Genomic DNA, 24,535 nt, shown 5'->3' with positions numbered 1-24,535 from the left:
TCAGCAGAGTTCGGGCACGACGGGCACCGCGACCTGGTTGGCCTTGGCGAACGGGTTGGGCAGCGCGGCCAGCGATGTGGGCACGGCCGTGTCCCCATCGACGACGATCACGCCGAGCAACTCGGGCAACTGCCAGCGCGCGAGTTCGAGGCTGCGCGTGCCGTCCGGCTGATTGCGTGGCAGCAGCGTCCAGGCGGGGCCGCTCTCCGACACGCCCTTGCCGAACAGGTTCAGCCCCGACACCTCGCGCACGCCCGCCACGCGGGACACCTCGACCTCCAGCTCGCGCTCGCGCACATGTCGGCCCAGCGTCCACCCCTTGCCATCGGCGCCCCCGGGTGGCAGAGGCCACAGCAGCCGCTTCAACGCTTGACGCACTTCGAGCAGCACGGCATCGCGGCCGAAGCCATCGCGCAGCACGACACCGACGGCCAACCCCAGCGGGATGTATTCGCAGCCGATCACGTACAGCTCCGAAGCCAGCGGCGAGCGGGCTGCAAGGTGGCTGTGCGTGCGTTCGAGGAAGGGCCGATCGGGGCGCGGGTTACTTGCCTGCGCCGTGGTCATCGGCTGCTCGGGCAGCACCATCACGCTGACCACCCCGGGCACCTCGAAGCGCCGGTCGCGCGGCTTGAAGCGCGGCATGACCTCGACGCGGCCCATCGCAATGCCGGGCACTTCGAAGGCGAGGCGCTGGTAGTCGAGCGGCGTCACGGCCCGGTCGCGATGGCGCAGCAGCGCGGGGATGCGCGCTTCGGCCTGTGCCATGGTCTCGGCATCGACGCCGCCTTGCATGGCGAGCGGCTGCTGCACCTTGAGCGGAGACGAGCGACCACCTTCGACGCGCGTGGCGCTGATGGCCGTGAGGGACTGTGGTGGGAGGTTGCCGACCACGCCACCACCGAAGCGACCGAAGGCCAGGCGCACGCGCATCTGGCGATCCGGGATGCGTCCGCGAATGCCGTCGCCGAAGCGCAGCGTGCCTGCGGCGGCATCGAGTTCGAAGGCGGCGGCTTCGCGTGCGACGTTGGGGTTGGCATCGATCGTTGCCAAGTCCTCGACGCGGCTCCACGTGCGGTAGCCCTGTCCGGGTTCCTCGACCTCGATCACCAGCGTGTCGGCATCGACCGAGCCTTGCGGCAATGAAAAACTCTGGTCCGCCGCGCCGGTGGAACTGCCGAGCACGCTGCCGCGCAAGGTGACGCGCTGGTCCACTTCGACCGCATTCGCGCCGATCCACGACAGCGCCAGATGCTCGACCTGCCCACCAGGCCGCGGGCGCAGCCGCAGCCAGCCCACGAGGCGCCCAGCGCGATCGGCGTCGTCGATGCGCGGTGGGGTGTCGCCAACGCCGGCCGACGGATTGGCCAGCACATCGTTCGGCGGCACCCACAGGCGGTCACTGTCGGGCAAGGGCAGTCGCAGCGTGCCGGCACGGGTCAGGCCTGCGGTGGTGTTGCTGTCCGGCAGCGGATCGAGCGTGAGGTACTCGGTGCCGAAGGTGCCGGTGCCGCGTGTCGCGAGTTCCCACAGCACGGGCAGCGGGGCAGGCGTTTCGAGTTCATCGAACAGTTCCGGCGTGCTGATGGTGGGCACCACGCCGAGCGACAGCAGCGTCGGCGTGCCGGCCGCGCCGCCGAGGGCGTTGCGCACCGCCGCGTTGGTGGCCGCCTGCTCGGTGGGCCGGGCCGCGGTGGGCGCGAGCAATGCGAGCCACAGCACGCGATCGATGCTGCTCGCGAAGACGTCGAGGCCATCGGGCTCGGCTCGATCGGCATCGAACACGCGATGCGTTTCATAGGGCTCGGCCGCGCCGTTGACGCGATGGATGCGCGCCAGCCCCGCAACGACGTCGGCCATGCGGGCGCGCTCGCCATCGTCCAGCGCACGCTTGATGTACGCCTCGGCCACGATCGGCAGCACGCTGGTCTCGGCCAGTGTCTCGAAGGGCGCCGCGCCGCTCAGCGTGGCGCCGGGTTGCAGGGTCTGCACGGCCAGTTCGTTGGGTGGCTGCGCGTAGGCCAGTTGCACGATGCCGCGCGCCGGCAACGCGCCCTTCATCGGCGCACCGAGCAACTGTTGGAACACCAGCCGCTGCCGTTCGGGCACGAGGTTGGCGCGGTACAGCAGCGCATCGCCGAGCCATGCGAACAGCTCGACCATGGTGCGGCCGGGATCGCCGAGGCGCGGGTTGGTCCATTCCGGCGTGTGGGCCGGGATGCGGGCGAGCAGGTCTTCGACGAGGTCGTCGAAGCGCCGGTCGTCCAGGCGGGGTGGGGTGATGGCCATGGTGCGTTACCGGGTTTCTTGTGTCATGGTCAGCGCGAGCGTCGCGGCCTCGCCGGTGCGTTGCAGCCGGTAGGCGATCTCGACACGGATCTGTGTGGGCTCGCCAGCGACCTCGAGCACGTCGACCCGGTCGAGCACGATGCGCGGCTCCCAGCGCGTGACGGCATCGGTCACCAGCACCTGGATGCGGCGGCGCGTGGCCAGCGTGTTGGGCTCGTGCAGCAGGCGGTCGAGGCCGGCGCCGAAGTCGGGCCGCATCAGTTGCTCGCCGGGGCGGGTGGCCAGCAGCGCCTGCAAGGTGTCGCGCACGCTGCGTTCGAGCACCGGCCAGTCGAGGCGGCCGTGGGCATCGGGCAGCGCGAACAGCGGCCAGCCGATGGCGGGGCGGGTCAGGTTGAACTCAGCCATTGCCGTCGCTCCGCTTGGGGAACGGGATGCAGATCTTGATGAACAGCATCCAGCGGAAGAACAGGTCGAACAGGCTCAGGAAGATGTTCAGCGAGATGAACGCGCAGATCGTGATGATCGGGATGTTGAAGCTGCAGATCCAGCCGAGCGTGAGGTTGCCGGTCGAGCCCTTGCCGTCGAGCATGTCCTTGGGGTTGCCCGACATCAGCGTCTGCAGCGAGGGCGGCACGACGAAGGAGACATTGGGCTTGAGGCCGGCGAGGAAGCCACGGTCGGTCGGGTCGGGCATGGCGATCTGTACCGGTGGGGCGCCCGCGCCTTCGTACCAGGGGGCGATGACGAAGGGCTCGCTGGGCTCGGACCAGACGGTGCGGGCGGGGCAGCTGCCTTCGGGCTTGAGGCGGACGAAGGCATGCACGATGTACTTGGAACCCGGCTCGTCGTAGCGTCCTGGGGCGCCCTTCACGGTGGCGAAACGGGCGCGCATGGCGGAGGAGAGCGATGAGCGCAGGGCGCGCTTGTCGGCGTCGGAGAGTGCGGGCCAGGCGCGCGGCATCTCGGGCGCGGGTGCGCCGGGGTCGCGCTCGATGACCAGGCGCACGGCGGCGCGCAGGAAGCTGCCGGCATCGACGAAGCGCTGGACCTCGTTGTCTCTGCCGCGGAAGACCATCGGCAACTGGATGGCCTGCAGCCGCGCGTAGACCGCAGCGCTCGCCGGGCTGGTGCCGAAGGCATCGAACTCGCTCGCCAACTGCCGCAGCAGCGTCACGAAGCGCTTCATCGCGAGGTTGCCTGGGTTGGCGTTGAGTACGGCCCAGTCCGCGTTGCTGATGCCTTGCGGCTGGATGGCAGCACCGGGCTCGCCGAGTGCATCGACCCAGGCCGTTTGCAGCGAGCTGCCGGCGAATGGGAAGTCCATCGCCTCGCCGCGCAAAGGTTCGACGAGATGGTTTATGAAGTCGGCCGAGTCGGCGCCGAAGCCGTCGCCGAAGGTTTCGCTTTCTGGCGCGGGCATCGCGGCGAGTTCACCGCTGCTGGTCGGCACGATGCCGCAGTAGAGGGTCTTGGCCGCGGCGGCGCAGACGTCCGGTGGCGCGAGGAACAGCGGGTGCGTCTTTTCTTCGAGCCAGGCATCGGCCGGTTCGAGCGCGAGTTGAGTGAAGGCCCGGTCGAGCGCCGCGCCGAGGCGTGGTGCGGGCAGGCGCTGTTGCATGCCGGGGTCCGCGCCCTCGGCGCCAAGGCGTTCGACCCGCGCCCAGCCTTGCAGCACGCCGCGCCGCGACATCCATCCTTCGAGCCAGGAACCGTGCGGGTCGCTGCGCAATCGCCGCACGACGAAGCCGGCCGAGGCGATGCGCTTGGGGTCCAGTCGCGGCAGGCCGGGCGTGTCGCACCAGGCTTCGATCAGCGCCAGGTGGAACTGCCGCTGCACCGGCTGGAACAGCTTCAGCACGCCGGACTTGTTGCGCTGACCCGCGACGAGACTCTTCAGCGCGGCACTGCCATCGGCATCGCGCAGTTGCGCGTAGGTGCTGGCGAGGAAGTCGTCATCGCTGCGTTGCAGCAGGAAGGGCGCGCTGCCCTGGCCGGGCGCCGGTGGCGGCCGGAGGTTGCGCGGTGCGCCAACCCGCACCGGATGGTGCTGCTGCATGGGTGGCTGCTGCCGTTGAAGGACTTGTGCCATGCCGGTCTACCAGATGTTGCCCGCACCGGGCGTGTAGGCGGTGGAGATCACCGTGTTGCTGATCAGCGTGTCGCACTTGACGACGCCGCTGAAGGTCGACATGCCCGCATCGACCGTGACCATCCCGGCGCTCACGGCCACCTGCGAGGCCTGCACCGTGACCTTGGCCGACGCAGTCACCGTGATGCCAGCAGTCTCCAGCTTGATGGAATTGCCGTTGGAATCCTCCAGCGTCAGCGTGCCGGGTCCGTCCTTCAGCGTCACGCTCTGGCCGCCAGGCGTTTCAAGCTTCAAGGTTTCCTGGCCGCTTTCGTCCGTGAAGGTGATGCGGATGCCGTTCTTTGACGCGATGCACTTGGTGACGTTGCGCCCTCCGCTGTCGATCGAAGCCGGCGCGGGCGAGGCACCGTTCCAGAGCCCGCCGACGATCAATGGAAAGCGCGTGTCGCCCCCCGCGAAGACCACCAGCACTTCGTCATCCACATCCGGGATGAAGAAGGCGCCGCGCTCATTGCCCGCAAACGCCGACACCACACGCGCCCACAGCGGCGCATCGTTGTCGTCGCCGTCGAAGGCAATGAGGCGGACCTGCACGCGGTTGGCACTGTCGGGATCGTCGAGCGAGACGACGCGGGCCAGGTGCGCGGCCTGGTAGAACGCGGCGGGGCGGTCGAAGATGGAATGGTTGATGTGCATGTCAGCCAGCCAGGTACGCGCACTCGGCGCTGAATTCGGTGCGGTAGCCGTGCTGCAGATCGAACAGATGGCAGGCCTGCGTCACGTAGTAGGTGTTGTCGAAGCGCGTGTCGAGGCCGGTCAGCGTCACGTGGCTGCCGACGCGCAACTTCGGGTTGCCTTCGGTGGTGCCGTCGACTTTCACGAAGCGGCGTGCGCGCTGGTCGAAGGCAGTCTGCGCGACAACAGTCGCTTCTTCATTCGTTGCAACGCTGACCTGCGCGACGCGTTCATGGCGCGCGCCGAATGCATCCCTCAACAGTTGCGCGCCCGTCTTGCCGCTGCCCGGGCCGAGGTGCGTCCCGCTGTCGGCGGTGGACTCGGCCACGCTGCCTTGCGCCGCATCCCAGCCGCGCACGCTGACGCTGGTGGCCTGGTCGGCCAGGTCGGCCCGCACGCGGGCGCGGCCAAGCTGGCCGTGCATCTGGAGTTCGATGGCGTTGCGCTTCACGTCCGCGCGCGGAGACACCTGCAGTTCTTCGCCGGCGATCTGCAGGTCGGCGTCGAAGCGCTCCAGCAGGCGGCGCAGGAAGGCGAGGTCGCTCTCGGCCAATTGGGCCCAGGTGCCGCTGGGCGAGGTCAGGCCGGCAATCACCGGACGCAGGCCGAGGTCGCTGGCGATGGCCTTGACCACGTCGGCCGGGGTCTTGTCGGTCCAGGTGCGGCTGCGGCGGGTGAGGCGCGCGGCCTGCAATGCGTCTTCGGCGAGCGCAACGATGGTCGGTGGCTCGCCGGTCGCGTATTCGAGTTCGAGCGCGGTGATGCGGCCGCGGAAGATCTCGCAGGGGCTGGCCTCTTCGCCGAGGTAGACGATCAACGCCGCGCCCAGCGCCAGCTTCGATCCCGACGAAAAGGCCAGGCTGGCGCCGCCGTCCGGCGTGCTGGCCCAATTGGAGAAGCGCAGCTCGATGCCGCTCAAGCCGCCGTCCTGCTCGTGCATGCGCATCGACTGGACCAGTTCGGCGGCGCGCTCGTCTTCCTGCCCATCGAAGCGCAAGGTCGGCCGTGCGCGGTAGATGGCGGCCTGGCTGACGGATGTTTCGGCCATGTTGCTGGGCTCCTCAGTCGGCGAGCAGGCGGGCCTGGCGTTCGGCCATCAACGCGAGCGCGTGGCGCAGGGCTTCGAGCGGATCGGGGCCCTGCTGCGTTTGCTGCTGTGCCGGCGCGGCCTCGCCTGCCGTGGCGGGTGGCGCGATCTCCGCGGTGACGTTCTCGAAAACGATGGCCATGGTGTTCAACCCTCGAAGTTGATCGAGGCGCGCAACCCCGATGGAATGTCGACCTGCGCCACAAGGCCCGCGCCACCACCGGCTGCCGCCTGGCCGCCGACGCCAATGGATGCGCCCGCCGAGATGCCGGCCGATGCGCCGATGGAGGCGCCGGCCGTGAGGCTCAGCGCGGCGTTGCTCGTGTTGAGGGACAGCGAAGGCGCAGGCGGCATGTCGACGCGCAGGCCGGCAAAAGCGCCGTTGGAGGCCGTGCCGAGCGATAGGCTGCTGCCGCTCGATGCGCTGGCGGAGGCGGAAGCGCTGAAGCCGATGCCGGTGCTGGCACCTGCGCCTGCGCCTGCGTTTGCACCGAGGCCGAACCCCGCGCCGGCACCGGCACCCGCACTGAGCCCGAATCCCGCACCAGCGCTCGCCCCGACTCCCGCACCAGCCCCCATGCCGATCCCGAACCCGGCACTCGCCGATGCCCCTGTGGAAAACGCCGCCGCCGCATTCAACGTGACCCCAGCCCCACCCACCGCCAGCGTCCCGCCGTCCGCAAAGCGAAGGCTCGCGCTGCCGTTGGCACTCGCGATGTCCCGCGCCGCACGCGGCTGTCCAAGCTGATTGGCCACGCTCGCCGGATTCGGCGACCCAGGGCTGTTCCCGGCCGGCACCATGACCGGCGGCGCATTCGTCGGCGCCGCATCGACCGACGCAGCCGGCGCATGCTTCTGGTCCGCGAAGACCTTGTCCTGGCTCGCCAGCGTCAGGTTGATGCCGCAGCGCAGGGGCACGCCTTCGGGCGAGAAGTAGTCGAGCGTTTCCTTGTACTGCTCCACCATGCCGGTGAACTCATAGGTGCCCCAGCTGAAGGTCACCTTCGGCGGCACCTGCTTGCCCTTGGGCCCGTCCGGCTTCATGAGCCGCGCCATGCGGTCGCTGAGTTCGCGCACGTCCTGGCCGTTGTGCGTGGTGTCGAACACCAGGTCCATCGTCAGCTTGGCGCTGCTGTTGGCGACGTACTGCTTCTTGTTCGGCCCCTTGGCCTCGCCCATCGTGTTCGACACGCTGTACTGCAGCGATGCCGGGTTGAAGTGCACCGTGATGTCGTCGCCGCCATCGATCTTGAAGTGGGCGAGGGTGACCGCGCGGTCGGTGGGTTGCAGTGCCATCACGGCGCCTCCAGCTGCAGGCCTTCATGGACCAGGTGCAGCTCCTCGATGCCGATCTCCGCCGTGCGGGCGTTGAGGTCGGCGGCTTTGAACTTGACCGGCATCGCACGCGCCAGGCGCCAGGTCATCGCCGTGTTGCCGGCCGCGTCCTGCACCGCGATCGAGACGTCGAGCCGGTACGCGCTGGCACCGCCGGCCACCAGCGCGAACCACTCCCACGCATGGCGCGTGCTGGTGACGCCGCGCTTGAGGATCACCGTGGCGAAGCTCACCGGACCCACGCGCTGCGCCGCGCCGTAGTTGGCGCCGCCGGACTTGATGACCTTGGGCTCCATCGTGGCTTCCAGTCCGGAACATTCCGAGAAGGCGCCCGAGCAGAGATTGATCTCCGCCCCAGCCTGTCCCTTGCCGCCCGTCAGCACGGCCCGCTTGAACGAGACGTGGAAGCGGAACATCTGCAGCGGCTGCAGCAGGTTTTCCTGGAGGTCTTGCGCGTCGGCCATTTGGGTTCCCCTGCGGTCAGGCGACCGCCTCCCCGAGCACCGCGTCGCTGCCTTCGGCGTGCTGTGCGGCGAGCAGCGAGAAGCTCACGGTGATGCGCTCGACCGAGGCCGCGGGCAGCAGCACCACCTCGACGATCAGGCGCCCTGCATCGAGGTCGGCCTGCGTCATCGTCCTGCGGTCGCATCGCACCTCGAAAGCGTCTTCCGGTGTGTCGCCGCCGAGGCCACCGGCGCGCCAGTAGCCCATCAGCAATTGCTCGAGCGAGAGCCTCGCCTGCCGCCACAACGCCGGCCCGTTCAAGCCAAAGGCGTGTGCCTGTCCCATCGCGCGAGCCGAGCGCAATACGCTGGCCACCAGCCGCGATGCCTGCCCGCCGCGCCAGGCCGGCGCAGGCGAGCTCGTGACGTCCGACTGCAATGCCCAGCCATCCGGCCCCGGTGCGAAGACGCACACGCGCTCCGCCAGTCGGGCCCACGGATGTTCCGCCACCAGGCTGGTCGCGGGCGTGGGCTCGCCGCGGATGATCTCCAGCCGAGGCGTGCCGGCCGCGCTGCGGAAGGTGCCGCGCGTCAGGGCATTGCGCGCCAGCGTGCCGCAAAGCAGTCCATCGGGCGGCATCAGCGCTTGCGGCATGTCCTGGCTTGCCGGGCTTTCCAGCCACGGCGTGGCGATCTGCACGAAGGCGCTGCTGGCCTGCGCCGGGTCGGTGCCGGCGGCGCGCAACAGCGTGGCCTCGGTCAATGCACCGAGCGGATCTGCAACGTAGCGGCGCTGCCATCCCGCGCTGCCTTCGAACAAGGGCAGGGCGGCGACAAAGCCGCAGTCGCGCCGGTAGCGCAAGAGGAAGTCCCGCACGCGGCCGACCGCCTGGGCCCACGCCGCGGTGCCGGCGACATCGAGCCGCGGCGCCGCGATGCGACGCAAGCCGGGATCCACCACGGGACCGACATCGTTGCCGCTGCATTCGACGAACACTTCCGGCGACGTGACGATCGGCCGTTCACCGTCCGGCGCGGGCGTCGGCAATGCATGCAGCAAGGGCAGGTCCGGCAGGCACAGCAGCGCGACTTGCTCCAGGCCGATCAAGTGCTCCAGTCCCTGCCAGGCCGCCGGATTGAAGCGGTCGACGGCACGCGGCGGCAGCAATGCAGCAAGACGCGCCGCCACAAGCACCACGCGCGCATTGCGCTCGGCCTGGTCGCGTGGCTCAGCCTCCAGCACCGGCCACGGATCGCCCACCCGCACGATGATGGCTCGCCGTCCGCCCGCAATGAAGAAGCTCCGCACTGCAGCGCCCAGCACCGCCGCACAACGCTGGCTGCCGTCGAGGCTCAAGGGCCGCGCCACGCTGTCGAACAGCCGGTCGAACTCCGACCAACTCTCCACCGCCACCGGCACCTGGTCCAGCGCATCGAGCCGGTCCGCCGGCAGGGCCCACGGCCCATCGATCCAGCCCGCATCGCGCAGGTCGGCCCGTTGCGCCGCCGAGAACGCCGTGCCAGCGCGCCGATGCACGAAGCCGATGAAGCAGGCAACATCGGTGCGCTCGGCCACGACGGTGGCCGGGATCTCGGCGGGGGCGAACACCAGCGGCATGTGGGGCCTCGTCCTCGTCAGACTTCGATGGTCAGGCCTTCGGCGCTGAGCACGATCTCTTCCAGTGCCAGGTCGCCGCCGCCCTTGCCAGCCAGCGTCGGCCCGGTGTACTTCATCGGGATCACGTTGCTCAGCACCCATTGCTGCACCGGCTGCTGGGCTTCGTCGAGCAGCTTGATGGTCACGCTCTTGCGCTGCGCATCGGGGCCGGCCACGCGGGTCTGCTTGATCCAGTCGAACAGCGTCTTCGAATTGATGACGCCGCGCTTGAGCGTGACGTCGCTGACCTTGTGCACGCCGGCCACCTTGCGCACGTGGTTCTCGCGCTCGTTGCCGTTGCGGTATTCGGCGACCGTGACTTCGGTGCCGAGGCCCGACACGTCGGAGAAGCCACCGAAGACCTCCCCGCCGTCGAAGTTGACGGTGAAATTGAAAGCGCCGTAGGGCGTGTTGCGGTTTGCCATGGCTGCAAGCTCCTGTATGTCTGGGGATGGATTCAGGCGCGCGCGTCAGCCGTCTTCTGGCCGATGCGGAAGATCACGAACTCGGCCGGCTTGATGATGGCCACGCCGATCAGGCAGATGAGGCGACCGTTGTCGAGGTCGTTCTGCGTCATCGTGCCGCGGTCGCAGCGCACGAAGAAAGCCTCCTCGACGGTGCTGCCCAGCAGCGCGCCGCCGCGCCATTCGTTGTAGAGGAAGTCGCTGATGGTCTGGCGCACATTGGCCCAGAGCCGTTCGCCATTGAGCTCGAAGACCGACCACTGCGTGCCGCGATCGATCGACGCTTCCAGGTAGTTGAAGTAGCGCCGGTCGCTGACGTACTTCCACTCCGGGTCGCTCGACACCAGCCGCGCGCCCCAGACGCGATAGCCGCGGCCCGAGAGGTAGCGCAGGCAGTTGATGCCGAGCGGATTCAGCGCCTCCTGCTGCGCGAAGTTGATGTCGGTCTCGAAGCGCAACGCGCCGCGCACCACCTCGTTGGCCGGCGCCTTGTAGACGCCGCGCTCGATGTCGTTCCGTGCATAGATGCCGGTGATGAAGCCCGAAGGCGGCAAGGCAATCTCGCGCGGGATGTCGTCGCGGCCCGGACGTGCCAGCGGATTGGCGGTGATGACCCACGGGTAGTACAGCGCGGCTCTTGTGGAGTCGACGCGGCCACGTTGGTCGCGCACCTGGCCGGGCGTCTGCGCGCGCGGCGTGTCCAGCACCGCGATGCGGTAGGCGCGGCGGTGCTCGGCATGCGAGATCAGCGCGTTCTGGATCGCCTGCGCATCGGCATAGATGCTGCTGCCGGGCGCCGCAACGATCGACACATCTTCCAGGCCGATCAGTTGGGCCAAGGCATGGGCGTAACTGCCGACAGTGGTCTCGTTGCCGACCCCGGGCGCACTGCCATCGGTGCCGCCGGCGAGGAACACCTGGCGCCGGCCTTCGGTGTCGCCCGGCACGGCCGCAAGCGCTGCGATGGCCGCTTGCAATTCAAAGGCGCTGACGCCGCTGCCGACCTGCACCCACACCAAGTTCTGCAGGTCGTCGGCGCGGTTGCCGGGCGTCTGCGCCAGCACAGTGCCGATGAAGCGCGGGTGCGCCGCGCCCAGGCCGATGTCATCGAAGACCTGGCCATAGCCGTCGGCATCGGTGAACTCGACCGACAAGGTCACGAGTTGCGCACGGATGCTGTCGTCGATCGTCAGCGCTGCGGCGGCGCTGTCGGCCCAGGCCGCGGGCGTGGTCTTGGTGAACAACGTGAAGACCGGCGCGGCCTCGGTGCCGGTGGTCACGCGCACCAGGCTGCCGACCGGTGCCGTGGCCAGCGTGCGCGCCGTTGCGGGCCGCGTCGTTTCGCGGAACACCAGCCGTCCGTTGCCGGTGGCGCCGGCCGACCGTGCAAAGGCGCTGATGGCCTCATCCCCCGCACCAGCCCCGATCGCGGCGGTCGCCACACCTCCACCCGCCGCCGCGGTGCGCACCACGTACAGCCGCGAGCCGCCGTTGTCGAAGTAGGCATGCACCGCATGCGCCAGGAAGTTGAGCTGGTGCCGCGCATCGGTCACGTCGGAAAACGCCAGGTTCTCGAAGCTGCCGTAGACCCGCTCGAAGTCGGTCAGGCTGGTCAGCAACTCCGACGCCACACCCACCGGTCCGCGCCGCGCGGGGCCGACGAAGGCCGTGGTGCTGGTGCCCACGCCCTCGACGGACTTGGCACGGAAACTGGTCTCTTCGACGTAGACGCCGGGGGCAAGGTATTCAGGCATGTGTGGCTCCTTTGGACGGGGCGGTGGGTGGAGGAAGTGAGGGGATAGATGAAGGCATCACGGCACGGCGAGCACCGTGCGCAGGGACTGCGCGCGGCCCGCCGTCAGTTGGATGTCGATGGGGGTCCCGCTGACCGGCGCTGGCACGGCCGGCAGGTTGTCGGGGTCGATGATCGGCAGCCGTGCCGGCGGACGCCCGATAGCGACGAGATCTTGCGCGACACGTGTGCCGACCGTGCCGGGCCAGCGCACGCGCACCGTCGCCGGGACCTGATCGACGACGACGGCATCCTCGCCATCGCCCCAGGTGGTGACCGGGATGCCGACCACCGGCAGCACGCATTCGCCGCGCCAGTCGCTGACGCCACCTGCAAGCAACTCCGCAGCCGCGTTGACCACTTCGATGAGCGCGCCACCGAGTGCATCGCCGTTGCCCGCGCTCACGTTGACGAACAGCGTCGACCAATTGTGGCCCAGGGGCGCCGTGGCGCTGCGCATCATCGGCACGCGTTGCGGCTGGAACAGCGAGTCGGGCAGGGTGGCGTTGAACGGGTTCGGGTCGCGTGGCAGCAGCATGCGGGCATCGCGCGGCATGTAGAGGCCGGACGGGTCGGTGATGCGAACGGCGAGCGCCTGGCTGCCGATTGCCGGTGTGGCGGGTGGCGCCGTGAAGGTATCGGCATGGGCCGCCAGCGGCGCCCACGCGACCAATGCGTACAAGCCGCTGACGTTGCGCACGAAGCGGGCGTCTTGCGCCTGCAGTTGCAGCGGATGGCCGACGCGTGCGCCCGTGCTGCCATCGACGCATTCGATGGCGCCGAGCACACGCCGGACGTCGTGTTCGATGGCTTCCCAGACAGCACTCATGTCGACCTCCAAACTTGGCACTTGATGTCCTCGCTGCCCCCCGAGGGGGTGCGAGCTTGCTTGGGGCGGCCCGGCGCCAACTCCATGAGCCCCCACGCTCGGCACTGCGTGTCCTCGCTGCCCCCCGAGGGGGTGCGAGCTTGCTTGGGGCGGCCCGGCGCTACGCTCATGGCCGTCCCCCTGGCCCATACGCAAAGTCCCGCGCCACCACAGGCGCGAACGCTTGCGCATCGACATCCGGATCCAGCCGCACCACGCGCGCCACATACGCGGCTGACAGCCGGTACGACGCATCGAGCGCATCCCAGATCCGCACCTGCTCGTCGATGCCCAGTTCCTGCGGCACGATCTGGATCACGTCGTCGCGCTGCCAGCCCGCTTCAGGCGACAGCGACGATGCGTCGAGCAAGGGATGCAGGTGCAGTTGCCGCATCGCCCAGGCCAGCGGCACCTGTTCGTCCTCCGCCGTGGCCGCGAAGGCCGTCAGCAGGTAGTGCAGGTCGAGCGAAAGCGCGTTCAGATGCTGGCTCGGTTGCGGGCGCCGCGAATGCTCGCTGACCGTGACGCGATACAGCAGCAGCCCGATGTGCGTGTCGTCATCCGACAGCGAGGTGGCCTCGCGCAGGGCCATCGACTCGAAAGTGCACGCCGGCATCGGCACAGCGCCCACGCCAGGCTGCGGGTAAGCGCTGCGCAGGAGGGTGGCGATGGAGTTGCCTACCGCGTGAAGGGCCCTTGCATTTGCCACGATGACTTCATCTCCCCGATAGCGTTGATGCGACAGGGATTGAAGTTATCGGACGAGCGATGTGAGCGCATCCTCACGAGTGACTACAGCTTTTGAGGTGTTCCGATCAGCCTAGGGAGAAGTCCGGCTGCCTTCAAGGCCGGACGCCGTTATTCGCGCGGGAAAAGCTGATGGTCCGGTGCCACAGGGTGTCCACGCCAAAGAAGCTGTCGGCCCCCTTCCAATGGATCGCATAGCTGGTGGAGGCGAAGTGGTTCAGGGGCAAGGCCTGCCGTTGCTTGCGTGTGTACTTCCGTTGGAGGTTGGTGCCATCGAAGGACCACTCGCCGCCGGTCTGCATCTCCCGTATCGAGCCCTTGCCGTCGTCGGTCTTTTCGAACTCGTCGAATTCGCCACTCCCGGCCAGCGCGATGACGGTGCGGGTCCTGATGCCTCCCTCATCGGATTCACTGAGCCACGTGCCGACGAGCTGAGCGCGGGCGTTCGCGATGGCGGCGGGGCGCGAGGGATCGCAGGCTGCGAGGCAAGCCGCGAGGAAGGCGAGAAGCAAGGGCCGGAGGATGCGCATGGGTGAAGGGATTGTGGCGGGTGCCGTCCGGACGCTGATGCTTTCGACGCACTCGTGGCCCGGCGCGCGCGAAGCCAACGACGCAACCGGCCGCGCCCGTTCGCTCATCTCCACCTTGGCCCCGCGCGAACGAAGCCAGCGCCGCTGCGCTAGGCTCGTCGGCCCAGGGTCCAACATCCATGTCATCCAGATCTCCCGCAGAACCCGGCGTCCACGACGGCCTGCCTTCCCCCGCACGCGGCCGGGCCATGCTGGTCATCATCCTCGGCATCATGGTCGCGGTGCTGGACGGCACCATCGTCAACCTCGCGTTGCCCGGCATCGCCGAGCAGTTGAAGGCCACGCCCTCGCATGCGATCTGGGTGGTCAATGCCTACCAGATCGCGACGCTGGTGATGCTGTTGCCGCTGGCCACGCTTGGCGACCTGGTCGGCTATCGGCGCATCTACATCGCAGGCATCGCGCTGTTCACGGTGGCCTCGATCGGCGCCATCTTCGCCAACTCGCTGGGCACCCTGATTGCGGCGCGCGCGGCGCAGGGGCTGGGCGCGGCCGGGATCATGAGCGTCAACTCGGCCCTGGTGCGGCTGATCTATCCGTCCGACCGGCTCGGCCGCGGCATGGCCATCAACTCGATGGTGGTGGCCACCTCCGCGGTGGCGGGGCCGTCGGTCGCGGCGGCGATCCTGTCGGTGGCTTCATGGCCCTGGCTGTTCGCGCTCAACCTGCCGCTGGGCATCGTGGTGCTGCTGATGGCGCGCCGCTCGCTGCCCGCCAACAGCGCACCGCCGGCGGAAGGGGCACGTTTGTCGCTCGTCGACGTGGTGTTCAACATCCTCATGTTCTCGCTGATCTTCCTCGGCGCCGACCAGCTCGGTGTCGGCAGCGCGTCAGGGCAGGGCGTCTCGGCCATGGCCTGGGCGACGCTGCTCGCGGGCCTGGGCATCGGCTTCGTGTTCCTGCGACGGCAATGCAAGCTGGCGTTGCCTCTGTTCCCGGTCGACCTGTTGCGCATCCCGGTGTTCGCGTTGTCGATGGGCACCTCCGTCGCGGCCTTCGCGGCGCAGACGCTGGCCTATATCGCGCTGCCGTTCCTGCTGCTCGGCGCCTACGGTCGCAGCCATGTCGAGGCGGGGCTGCTGATCACCTGCTGGCCGCTGGCCATCGTGGTGATGGCGCCGGTGGCCGGGCGGCTGATCGGCCGCTATCCGGACGGCTTGCTCGGTGCTGTCGGCCTGGCGCTGATGAGCACCGGCCTGGCCTTGCTCGCCGCCTTGCCGGCCAACCCCGCCAATGCCGACATCGTGTGGCGCATGGCGCTGTGCGGGGCGGGCTTCGGGCTGTTCCAGTCGCCCAACAACCACACCATCGTGACCTCGCCGCCCGCGCATCGCAGCGGCGCGGCCAGCGGCATGCTCGGCACCGCGCGGCTCACCGGACAGACGCTGGGCGCCGTGATCCTGGCCGGCGTGTTCAGCGTCTGGGGGCCATTGGATGGCAAGGGGCCGGTCGTCGCATTGGTCCTGGCGGCCTGTTGTGCGGGAGTCGCGGCGACTTTCAGCATAATGCGCCTCAGGAGGAGGCCGTCGGATATCGCGCGCGGCGCAGTCGAACCATGATGTCGCCCCATGCGTGAAGTCCCGGACACCATAGCCTGCCCAAGCTGCGACGCCATCTTTCATCGGGCGCAGTTGAACCCACGCGACGTGGCCCATTGCCAGCGCTGCGGCACCGAACTTGAACGCCACGCCGGAACCCTGCACCGCCGCGTGCTGCCGTTGACGCTGGCCAGCCTTATCCTTTTCGCCATTGCCAGCCTGTTCCCCATCGTCTCGATCGAGACGCACGGCCTGCACAGCGAGACCACGCTCGTCGGCGCCGTGTTCGTGCTGGGCGCGGAAGGCATGGCGCCGGTGGCGCTGCTGGTGCTGGTGACGACGCTGCTGTTCCCCTTGCTGCACTTGTGCATCCTGATCTGGGTGCTGGTTCCGTTGCAGCGGGGCCGGCGCACGCTGGGCTTCGCGGGGCTGGTGCGGATCATGCAGTCCCTGCGCCCCTGGGGGATGATCGAGGTGTTCCTGCTGGGCATCCTGGTCGCGGTGATCAAGCTGTCCGGCATGGCGACTGTGGTGGTCGGGCCGGCGCTTTGGGCGTTCGTGGTGCTGACGGTGTTGCTGACCATGGTGCTGGCCTTCGACCCGCGCGGCTTGTGGGAAATGGCGTTCGATCGCCAGCCGGGCACATGAAAACGCTCGCTGAAGGCACGCCCGTCACCACCGCCGCCAGCCTGGGCCTGATGGTGTGCAGCCATTGCGGCACGGTGTGGGCCGATGCCCACGACGATGAGCACTGCGAGCGCTGCGGCACCCGCCTGCACCCGCGCAAACCCCAGAGCGTGAGTCGCACCTGGGCTTTCCTGCTCGCGGCCTGCGTGATGTATATCCCGGCCAACATGTTGCCGGTGATGATCACCACGACGCTGTTCGGCACGCAGTACGACACCATCCTGAGCGGCATCATCTACTTCTTCGTGAGCGGGGCCTACGGGCTGGCGGCCGTCATCTTCATTGCCAGCTTCCTGGTGCCGCTGTTCAAGCTGGTGGCGTTGCTCATCCTGGTGGTGGGTGCGCAGCGGCAAAGCAGCTGGCGCCGGCTGCAGCGCTCCAACCTCTATCACGTGGTCGAGTTCATCGGCCGATGGTCGATGCTCGACGTGTTCGTGGTATCGCTGATGACGGGGCTGGTGCAGATGAAGGGGCTGGCGGTGGTCAACGCCGGTGTCGGCATCGCGGCGTTTGGCGCCGTGGTGGTATTGACCATGCTAGCCTCGTTGAGTTTTGATCCGCGACTGACATGGGACGATCCTCAGGATATGTCAGACGACGTACAACCAGAAAGCGAAGCGCACGCGCAATGAGTGATTCAGAACCCTCCAAATCGCCGCCTGACATTGCCCGCCCCCAGGTGCGGCGCCGACGCGACTGGTTGCCCTCGCTGGTCTGGCTGATTCCGATCGTTGCGGCGCTGGTGGGCGTCGCGCTGGTCGCTCGCCTCGTGTTCGATCGCGGCCCGCAGATCGAGATCACCTTCAAGTCGGCCGAAGGGCTGGAGGCGGGCAAGACCGCCGTCAAGTACAAGGACGTGCAGATCGGCACCGTGCAATCGATCCGCCTGGCGCGCGACCGGTCTGCCGTGCGCGTCAAGGTGCAACTCGCCAAGGATGCCGACAGCTTCACCGCCACCGACACCCGCTACTGGGTGGTGCGGCCACGGCTGGACACCTCGGGCATCTCGGGGCTCGGCACTTTGCTGTCGGGTGCTTATATCGGCGCCGATGCGGGCACTTCGGAAGAAACCACCGGTGATTTCACCGGCCTGGAAGTGCCGCCCATCGTCACGCGCGATTCGTCGGGCCAGCAGTATTTGCTGCGCGCGGCCAATGTCGGCTCGCTCGACGTGGGATCGCCGGTTTACTTCCGGCGCATCAAGGTCGGGCAGGTGGCGGCCTACCAACTCGACAGCGATGGCGGCGGCGTCACCTTGCGGATTTTCATCAACGAGCCGTATGACAAGTTCGTGGGGGCCAACACGCGCTTCTGGCATGCCAGCGGCGTCGACGTTGCGCTGAGCGCAGGTGGCATCAATGTGCGCACGCAGTCGCTGGCGTCCATCCTGCTGGGCGGCATCGCGTTCCAATCACCCGACAACGAGATGGGCCCGCGGGCCAGCGAAAACACGGCCTACGCGCTCGCGAGCGACGAAACCGCCGCGATGAAGCCGATCGACGGCCCATCGCAAACCATGCTGATGCACTTCAACCAGTCCTTGCGCGGACTGGAGCCCGGCGCGCCGGTCGACTTCCGTGGCGTGGTGATCGGCGAGGTCAAGTCGATCGGCGTGGAATTCGACCGCTCCGAGCGCGAATTCCGCATGCCGGTGCTGGTGCAGATCTACCCCGACCGCCTGCGCCGCCGCGCCGGCAATGCCGACAGCGGCTTGCCTGAATCCAGCACCTCCCTGGCCACTCAGGAGGAGCGGCTGCGCTTCCTCATCAGCAAGGGATTGCGGGCCCAGTTGCGCAACGGCAACCTGCTGACGGGCCAGTTGTACGTGGCGCTGGACTTCTTTCCGAAGCAGCCAGGGAACAAGGTCGATGTGAACGTCAGTCCGATCGAATTGCCCACGGTGAAGGGCAGCTTCGAGGACCTGCAGTCGCAAGTGCAGGAGATCGCGACCAAGATCAACAAGATCCCCTTCGAGGAACTGGGCAAGGACATGCGCGTGTCGCTCGCTGCGCTCAACAAGACGTTGACCGGCGCCGAGAAGCTGGCCGCCTCGCTCAACAACGACGTGTCGCCGGAGATGGCTGCCGCGCTGAAGGACGTCCGCAAGACAGTCAACAGCGCCAATGCCGTCCTGCAGACGGACACGCCCCTGCAGCAGGACCTGCGCCAGACCCTGCAGGAGCTGACGCGCGCGGCTGGCTCGATGCGCGTGCTGACCGACTATCTGGAGCGCCACCCCGAGTCGCTGCTGCGCGGCAAACCGGACGACAAGAAGAAATGAAAGCCCTGACCTCCCTGATCTCCCTGGCCGCCGTTGCAGGTGCCATCACGGTGGCGCTTGGCGGCTGCGCCAGCTCGGCGTCGTCGCCGCGCTTCTACACGCTCGCCGCGCCGACGGCCGCAGCCGCGGCCGCGGTGCCGAGCGGGGCGGCACCGCTCTGGATCGAAGTCGGCCCGCTGGCCGTACCCGAGCGCCTGGCGCGCCCGCAGATGGTGGTGCGTACGGCTGGCGTCAATGCGCAGGTCGACGTGCTGGAGGACAGCCGTTGGGCGTCCTCGTTCGAGAACGAGATGCGCGACGCGTTGTCGAGCGGCATTGCCAGCCAACTCGGCGCGCTCGACGGCACGCGCGGCGGGCGGCCGGCTGCGGCGCCGGTCGTGCGCATCTCGGTGCAGGTGCGACGCTTCGACGCCGTGGACGGCAGCCGGGTGGACGCGAGCCTGGGCTGGTCGGCACGGCATGGCGAGCAATCGCGTGCGCTGGTCTGCCAGCTCAACCTGAGCGAGCCGGTCGGCGGCCCCGGCATCGACGCCGTGGCGCAAAGCGCACAGCGCCTGACGGCCAACGCTTCGGCCGCGATTGCGCGCGGCGTCACCGCATTGCAGTCGAATCCGGACGCTGCCTGTCCGGTTTGAGACATTTCGCAGGGGCCACTTGAGCGCTGGCGGGTCCGGCGGCACCCGGCACGCGGGGCCCGAGGGGGCTTCGAGGCAAGCTCCAATCGGCAGCCAAAGCCCTCCAATACTTCAAGGCATCGGTACTGTGCCCGCGTCACAATTTTGCGAGGCGGGTATCATCGGGGGTTCTCCGGTTGGGTCTCCCGCATTTGAACGCATCCCAAACCTACGCCCTCGCACTTGATGCGTCCCCCTGAACCCTGGAAACCATAGATGGCCAAAGCTGACAGCAAAACAGCCGTGATCGAAGGCGGACTCCGCTACAAATCCAAGCCCTCGGGCTCGCCTTATGCCGAAGTCTCGTCGTTCGGCGGCAGCACGATGTCCTGCTACATGTGCGGCAAGCACCGCGCCCGCGCCTCGCTGCAGATGAAGCGCCTGCTCGGCAAGTCCCAAGCTGTTTGCGCGCCTTCCTGCAAGGCGCTGGACGAAGCCATCAAGGGCTGAGAAGGTACGAAGCTTTCTACTGCGGCCACCGATCTCGGGCCTGCGCTCCTCGCCGTACTGGAGTACGGCTGCGGTGCTCAACCCGACCTCGGCGCCCTCGCTACGAAATCTTCGCACCTTCTCCCGAGCTTCTCTGTGATCCGTTGAAAAGCCGCTTTCGGGCGGCTTTTTGCATTGGGGCGTTCGGGTCCGCTTACGTGGCCGGTCGCCGGGGACCGGGCCTCACCGCGACCGTAGCCGCCCGCTCCGCTGCGAAGACTACTTCGCCAATTCCTGCAGCATCCGCGTGGCCAGGTAGATGCGCGGCACGATCGAATCCACTTCGATGTATTCGTCGCGCGCGTGGTATCCGAAGCCTGCCAGGCCGAAGCTCTCAACCACTGCGGGCTTGCCGGAGCGGCCTGCAAAGCCGGCGTCGGTGGCGCCGCCGGTCATCGGCGCGAGGGCGAGTTCGCGGTCGATTTCCTTGTAGATCTCCTGCGCCTTCTTTGCCATCGCCAGGCCCTTGTCGCCGGCCAGGAAGGCGGGGCGATTGGTTTCGATTTTCACGATGGTTTCGGTGTCGGGGATCAGCTTGCCGCTGGCGATCTTGGCCTGGACGGCCGCGTCGAGTTTCTTCTCGGCACCGGGTTGCGTGATGCGGATGTCGCCGATCGCCTGGGCCTTCTCGGTGATCTGGTTGCTCGGGCCGGTGGCCTTGGCCACGGTCCAGTTCAGCGTCACGCCGGGAATGTCCTTGGCCAGGTCCTTGGTCTGGAGCAACTGGTAAGAAAGTTCATACAGCGCGTTGCGCCCGAGTTCGGGCGCGGCACCGGCGTGCGCAGCGCGGCCCTTCACATCCATCGTCGCCGACGCGGTGCCGGCGGCGCCGAGCAGCAGGGCCTCGCCCTTGGCCACCGACTTGGCGGCGGTGGGCTCGAAGGACATCACGTAGTCCTGCTGCTCGCCCGTGGTGGCGATGAGTTCGCCCGATGCACGCGAGCCGACTTCCTCGTCGGTGTTGAAGATCACCGTCAGTGTGTCGAAGTCCTTCCAGCCCGCGTCCACGAGGATCTTCAACGACGCCAGGATGACGGCGATGCCGCCCTTGTCATCCGCGATGCCGGGGCCGTAGATGCGGTTGCCATCGATCCGGTAGCCCTGCGACTGCAAGATGCCGTCCGGGTACACCGTGTCCATGTGGGCCTGCAGCAAAATCCTGCGCTTGCCATTGCCCTTCAGGGTGCCGACGACGATCTCGGCCGGCGTGCCGATCGTGGTCTTGATGCGCTTCGTCTGGAATCCCATCGCCTTGAGGCGGCCGTCGGTGATGTCGGCCATTTTCAACAGACCTTCGGCGTTGAGGCTGCCCGATTCGACGAGCACCATTTCCTTGAGGTTCTCGATGAGGGCGGGCTGCGCCTTCTCCGCGGCGGCCAGCAGCTTGGCGTCGGGTGCGGCTTGCGCGGCGGTGGCGCCAAGGGCCAGGCTGCAGGCGAGGGCGATGGAGGATATGGGGGCGGGGATTCGGAAGGTCATGCTGGCGAAGTGCGGTTGAAAGGGTTTCGCGAGCTTAGCCTCCTGGCATCGCGCAGACGGGCAATTCGGTGACAGCATGCGTCCTGCTGCGTTCGCTTTCGCCCGCGGGCTTGATCACCCTTGCAGTGCCCTCGCGTGGTGTCGCCGTGAGCTTGAACCGCGCGTTCACGCGGTCGGGCCGTAAAGCTTCGCCAACGTCCTCTTCGCGCTTTGAATCAAGCCAGGCCGTTCAGGGTGCAACTTTGCCTTGGTCGCTCCGAGCGCGATGATCTCGTGCGCCGAAGCCGCCGAAAGCTTCGCCGCGAGTGGGTCTTGCGGCTTCAATTTCCTGAACCTGGCCTCCGACAGGACGTGCACCTCCAGATGCCGGCCAAGGACCTTCGAAAGCTTCTCGCAAGCGATCGTCATTTCCATCTTTTCGGGCATCAGCTGGCCATGCACGATCAGCAACTCGACGTTGCCGTCCTCGTCCTCTCCCAGCACGAAGGCGCGCACGACAGACTCCTTGAATCTGGAGCGCAGCATGGCCCGAATCGGTTCTGCAGCGGCGAACGACTTCAATGCGATGCTGCGCAGCTCGTTGTGGAACACGAACGAACGATCGACCTCGACAGTCTCGGGCAAGCCGGACTTCGGCTTCTTCGTCCTCAAGATGCCACTCTTGACGAGGTGCTCCAAGGTACGTGATGCGTCCGCTGCATCGAGGCTTGAGCGCTGGGCAAGGTCACTCGTCGAGAACGCCTGTCCGGGTGCCGAATAGACGACCCTCAAGAGCTTTTGCACCTCGGGCGAAAAGAGAAAATCTGCTGCACTCATTCTTGCTGGGCTTGTGACATGCGCACCATCTTATGGGGCGCTGCGGCACGGGGCCGTCTAAACCGGCTTGAGGAACAGCCCGATGGTGAGCGCGATGCCAATGCAAACGACCGCAACGCGCAGCGCCTTCTCGTTGACGCGATGAAGCGCCCAGGCACCCAGCAAGCCGCCGATGATGGCGCCCGCCCCCAAGGCGCAGGCTTGCGGCCAATGGACCTCCGGCGACGCAACAAACAGCACGACTGCCGAGGCATTCATCACGCCCGCCAGCACATTCTTGGTGGCCGCCGCAGCGCGAGTCTGCAGCCCCGCCATCGTGAGCGCCGCCATCATCAGGAAGCCAATGCCGCCGCCGAAGTAGCCTCCATAGACCGCGATCAGGAATTGCAGGACGCCAGCGGCGCCGGGCCCGATATGCGCGCCGTCTTCCACCGGTTTGCGCAGAAAACTGCCCCACGCGAAAACGATCGTGGCAAAAAGCACCAACCACGGCACCAGGCGCGCGAAGATGCTGGACGGTGTGTTGAGCAACAGCAGGCCACCCATGACGCCGCCTGCGATGCTGATGATGAACAGCGTCCTGAACGAAAGCTTTCCCGCCCCCGACACCAGGCGCCGTCCGGAAAGCCCCGATGTCACCTGCCCCGGAAAGAGTGCAACGGTCGAGGTGATGTTGGCGGCGAGCGGTGACATGCCCGAGAGGATGAGCGCGGGCAATGTGATGAATGAGCCGCCACCTGCGAGCGCGTTCTGGAGGCCTGCCCAAAGTCCGGCGAACAGAAGAAGAGCAAACATCATGAGGATGGCAGTGTCGCTGAAAGGCGGAAGTCTGGAAGTCGGGCTCGGAAGTGGCGGCAAGGAACGACTACAGCAGGCTCTCGCTGACGAACGGGAACAGCAGCAGCAACTGCAGCCTCGTACCCCAACCCACGCCGGGCTCCTTGTCGAACACCTTCTCGACGCCGTTTTCCACGCCGATCCACTGCACCTTGTCGCCCGGCTGCTTCAGTCGGAGCCGGTAGCTGCCCGTGTCGCGCACGCGGTCCGCGAGCGTCAGGACCTGTTCGGCGAGTTCGGGCGAGTAGACCAGCATGCCCAACTCGGTGTTGATGCGCGAGGAGCGCAGGTCGAGGTTCATCGAGCCGACGAAGGTGGTCTGCCGGTCGACCACGATCAGCTTGGAATGCGAGCGGCCGATGCTGGCGTGCAAGGCCGCACTGATGAGCGAGTCGTTCTTGAGCTGGCTGGAGTCGACCTCGAACAGGTCGACGCCCATCTTCAGCATGTCGACGCGATAGCGCGCGTAGGCCGCACTGGTGAATGGCTCGTCGTTGGAAGCCATCGAGTTGGTCATGACCTCGACCCGCACCTCGTGATTGAGCGCATCGCGCATCCCTTCCATGCCCAGCTTGCCGGGAATGAAGTAGGGCGAGCCCAGCACCACCTCGGCCTTGGCCTCGCCGATGGTCCGGATGACGCGGGACATCACCGTGGTTTCATCGTCGCCGCGTGCCGCCCGGCCGCTGACCTTCTCGGGGTCATCGGCGAAGGCATCGATGGCGCCGTAGAGCAGTTTCAACGGCGGGCGTTGCAGGTCGGCGCTCAATGGGAGGTAGCCGAGCAGGTCCCGGGCATCCGGCGGCGGACTCGGAAACGCGGAGACGGCGTCCGCGGTAAGTTGCTCGAAGTCGGCGCGCAGGGCTGCGGGCTCCTTGCGGCGCGGTTCCACCGAATGCAGCGGGAAGACGCGTGGGCTGTTCCAGTAGCTGTCGAAGATGCCGGCCAGGCGCGGGACGGCCTCGCCGGCGACCAGCAGGTCGAAGTCGACGAAGTTGCCGCCCTTGCTGCTGAAGAAGTATTCGTCGGCGATGTTGCGCCCGCCCGCGATGGCAAACGCGCCGTCGGCGATCAGCAGCTTGTTGTGCATGCGGTGGTTGAGGCGCGAGAAATCACCCGCCGCCAGGATCCATCGCGTCAATTGCCAGGCCCGTCCTGTCGGGAATGGATTGAACAGCCGCACTTCCACGTTCGGGTAGGCGGCAAGGGCGGCGAGCAGGCGCTCGTTGTTGTCGGTGTAGAGGTCATCCACCAGCAGGCGCACCCGCACCCCGCGCAGTGCCGCATCGCGAACGGCCCGCACCAGCGCATGGCCGCTCAGGTCGTTCTGCAGCAGGTAGTACTGGATGTCGAGGCTCGTGCGGGCCTTGCGCACCAGCGCGAGACGCGCGTCCATCGACCAGGCGCTCAGCGGCAAGGGCCTGAAGCCGGAGCTCTTGCCCGCCGGTACGCTGAGCGCCGCGATGCGGCCCAGCCCATCCTGGCTGCTGGCCGGGATCGCCGTCACGGGCGTGCGGTCGACCACCGGGGGCAGGGACGCACAACCCTGCAGCAAGGCCAGCAGGCTGGCCAAGGCTGCGAGGAACAATGGCTTCAGCGTCATGGGGCGGAAATTGTTTCAGGTTTCGACGGTCT

24 protein-coding genes are annotated in these 24,535 nt (G+C 67.6%); 6 read left to right on the top strand and 18 right to left on the bottom strand.

Features of this window, described 5'->3' with window-relative positions; genetic code table 11:
* The 14 genes from WKW82_RS30335 to WKW82_RS30270 form a co-directional block, all read right to left on the bottom strand.
* On the bottom strand, positions 1-2,289 hold the full coding sequence (locus WKW82_RS30335; protein WP_340346466.1) for a putative baseplate assembly protein: 2,289 nt from the start codon (positions 2,287-2,289) through the stop codon (positions 1-3).
* 6 nt (positions 2,290-2,295) lie between these two features.
* Entirely contained in the window at positions 2,296-2,697 is a 402-nt protein-coding gene (locus tag WKW82_RS30330; protein ID WP_340346465.1) for a GPW/gp25 family protein, read from the bottom strand.
* Positions 2,690-4,381 (bottom strand): hypothetical protein, encoded by a 1,692-nt coding sequence (locus WKW82_RS30325; RefSeq protein ID WP_340346463.1) that lies wholly within the window; start codon positions 4,379-4,381, stop codon positions 2,690-2,692. The genes WKW82_RS30330 and WKW82_RS30325 overlap by 8 nt, the downstream gene beginning before the upstream one ends.
* Positions 4,382-4,387: 6 nt before the next feature.
* Positions 4,388-5,077 (bottom strand): phage baseplate assembly protein V, encoded by a 690-nt coding sequence (locus WKW82_RS30320; RefSeq protein ID WP_340346462.1) that lies wholly within the window; start codon positions 5,075-5,077, stop codon positions 4,388-4,390.
* A gap of 1 nt (position 5,078) precedes the next feature.
* Complete coding sequence (locus tag WKW82_RS30315; protein ID WP_340346461.1) at positions 5,079-6,164, bottom strand: phage late control D family protein; 1,086 nt, start codon at positions 6,162-6,164, stop codon at positions 5,079-5,081.
* Between the two features lie 13 nt (positions 6,165-6,177).
* On the bottom strand, positions 6,178-6,345 hold the full coding sequence (locus WKW82_RS30310) for a hypothetical protein (protein ID WP_340346459.1): 168 nt from the start codon (positions 6,343-6,345) through the stop codon (positions 6,178-6,180).
* A 5-nt stretch (positions 6,346-6,350) separates the two neighbouring features.
* Complete coding sequence (locus WKW82_RS30305; RefSeq protein ID WP_340346458.1) at positions 6,351-7,499, bottom strand: CIS tube protein; 1,149 nt, start codon at positions 7,497-7,499, stop codon at positions 6,351-6,353.
* Positions 7,499-8,002, bottom strand: a complete 504-nt coding sequence (locus WKW82_RS30300) for a phage tail protein (protein ID WP_340346457.1) — start codon at positions 8,000-8,002, stop codon at positions 7,499-7,501. Before WKW82_RS30300 ends, WKW82_RS30305 begins: the two co-directional genes overlap by 1 nt.
* A gap of 16 nt (positions 8,003-8,018) precedes the next feature.
* Positions 8,019-9,599: a phage tail protein gene (locus WKW82_RS30295; protein WP_340346456.1), complete on the bottom strand. Its 1,581-nt coding sequence runs from the start codon at positions 9,597-9,599 to the stop codon at positions 8,019-8,021.
* A gap of 17 nt (positions 9,600-9,616) precedes the next feature.
* Positions 9,617-10,063, bottom strand: a complete 447-nt coding sequence (locus WKW82_RS30290; protein WP_340333260.1) for a phage tail protein — start codon at positions 10,061-10,063, stop codon at positions 9,617-9,619.
* Between the two features lie 32 nt (positions 10,064-10,095).
* Complete coding sequence (locus WKW82_RS30285) at positions 10,096-11,856, bottom strand: phage tail sheath family protein (protein WP_340346455.1); 1,761 nt, start codon at positions 11,854-11,856, stop codon at positions 10,096-10,098.
* 57 nt (positions 11,857-11,913) lie between these two features.
* Positions 11,914-12,723, bottom strand: coding sequence for a hypothetical protein (locus WKW82_RS30280; RefSeq protein ID WP_340346454.1), 810 nt, complete (start codon positions 12,721-12,723; stop codon positions 11,914-11,916).
* Positions 12,724-12,889: 166 nt separating this feature from the next.
* Positions 12,890-13,471, bottom strand: coding sequence for a Pvc16 family protein (locus WKW82_RS30275; RefSeq protein WP_340346453.1), 582 nt, complete (start codon positions 13,469-13,471; stop codon positions 12,890-12,892).
* Positions 13,472-13,604: 133 nt separating this feature from the next.
* Positions 13,605-14,039 (bottom strand): hypothetical protein, encoded by a 435-nt coding sequence (locus tag WKW82_RS30270; protein WP_340346452.1) that lies wholly within the window; start codon positions 14,037-14,039, stop codon positions 13,605-13,607.
* 179 nt (positions 14,040-14,218) lie between these two features.
* On the opposite strand from WKW82_RS30270, the gene WKW82_RS30265 reads away from it, so the two are divergent.
* The 6 genes from WKW82_RS30265 to WKW82_RS30240 all read left to right on the top strand — a co-directional run bounded on the left by WKW82_RS30265 (position 14,219) and on the right by WKW82_RS30240 (position 19,729).
* The gene (locus tag WKW82_RS30265) at positions 14,219-15,658 is read left to right on the top strand and encodes an MFS transporter (protein WP_340346450.1); all 1,440 of its coding nucleotides are present in this window, start codon (positions 14,219-14,221) and stop codon (positions 15,656-15,658) included.
* Positions 15,659-15,667: 9 nt separating this feature from the next.
* On the top strand, positions 15,668-16,285 hold the full coding sequence (locus tag WKW82_RS30260; RefSeq protein ID WP_340346449.1) for a paraquat-inducible protein A: 618 nt from the start codon (positions 15,668-15,670) through the stop codon (positions 16,283-16,285).
* Complete coding sequence (locus WKW82_RS30255) at positions 16,282-16,956, top strand: paraquat-inducible protein A (protein ID WP_340346448.1); 675 nt, start codon at positions 16,282-16,284, stop codon at positions 16,954-16,956. The genes WKW82_RS30260 and WKW82_RS30255 overlap by 4 nt, the downstream gene beginning before the upstream one ends.
* A complete protein-coding gene (locus WKW82_RS30250; RefSeq protein ID WP_340346447.1) occupies positions 16,953-18,605 on the top strand; it encodes a PqiB family protein in 1,653 nt (550 codons plus the stop codon). The genes WKW82_RS30255 and WKW82_RS30250 overlap by 4 nt, the downstream gene beginning before the upstream one ends.
* The gene (locus WKW82_RS30245; protein ID WP_340346446.1) at positions 18,602-19,240 is read left to right on the top strand and encodes a PqiC family protein; all 639 of its coding nucleotides are present in this window, start codon (positions 18,602-18,604) and stop codon (positions 19,238-19,240) included. Before WKW82_RS30250 ends, WKW82_RS30245 begins: the two co-directional genes overlap by 4 nt.
* 255 nt (positions 19,241-19,495) lie before the next feature.
* Positions 19,496-19,729, top strand: coding sequence for a hypothetical protein (locus WKW82_RS30240; protein WP_213955792.1), 234 nt, complete (start codon positions 19,496-19,498; stop codon positions 19,727-19,729).
* Positions 19,730-19,987: 258 nt separating this feature from the next.
* On the opposite strand, the gene WKW82_RS30235 is transcribed toward WKW82_RS30240, so the two are convergent.
* From WKW82_RS30235 to WKW82_RS30220, 4 genes are all read right to left on the bottom strand, one after another.
* Entirely contained in the window at positions 19,988-21,247 is a 1,260-nt protein-coding gene (locus WKW82_RS30235) for a glutamate carboxypeptidase (protein ID WP_340346445.1), read from the bottom strand.
* 165 nt (positions 21,248-21,412) lie between these two features.
* Positions 21,413-22,063: a hypothetical protein gene (locus WKW82_RS30230; RefSeq protein ID WP_340346444.1), complete on the bottom strand. Its 651-nt coding sequence runs from the start codon at positions 22,061-22,063 to the stop codon at positions 21,413-21,415.
* 57 nt (positions 22,064-22,120) lie between these two features.
* Positions 22,121-22,858 (bottom strand): sulfite exporter TauE/SafE family protein, encoded by a 738-nt coding sequence (locus WKW82_RS30225; RefSeq protein WP_340346443.1) that lies wholly within the window; start codon positions 22,856-22,858, stop codon positions 22,121-22,123.
* 70 nt (positions 22,859-22,928) lie between these two features.
* The gene (locus WKW82_RS30220; protein WP_340346442.1) at positions 22,929-24,503 is read right to left on the bottom strand and encodes a phospholipase D family protein; all 1,575 of its coding nucleotides are present in this window, start codon (positions 24,501-24,503) and stop codon (positions 22,929-22,931) included.
* Between the last annotated feature and the right edge of the window lie 32 nt (positions 24,504-24,535).

Origin of the sequence: Variovorax rhizosphaerae, from assembly GCF_037889975.1 — a bacterium.
GTDB lineage: Bacteria > Pseudomonadota > Gammaproteobacteria > Burkholderiales > Burkholderiaceae_C > Variovorax > Variovorax rhizosphaerae.
This window is presented reverse-complemented; position numbering and strand designations above follow the sequence as displayed.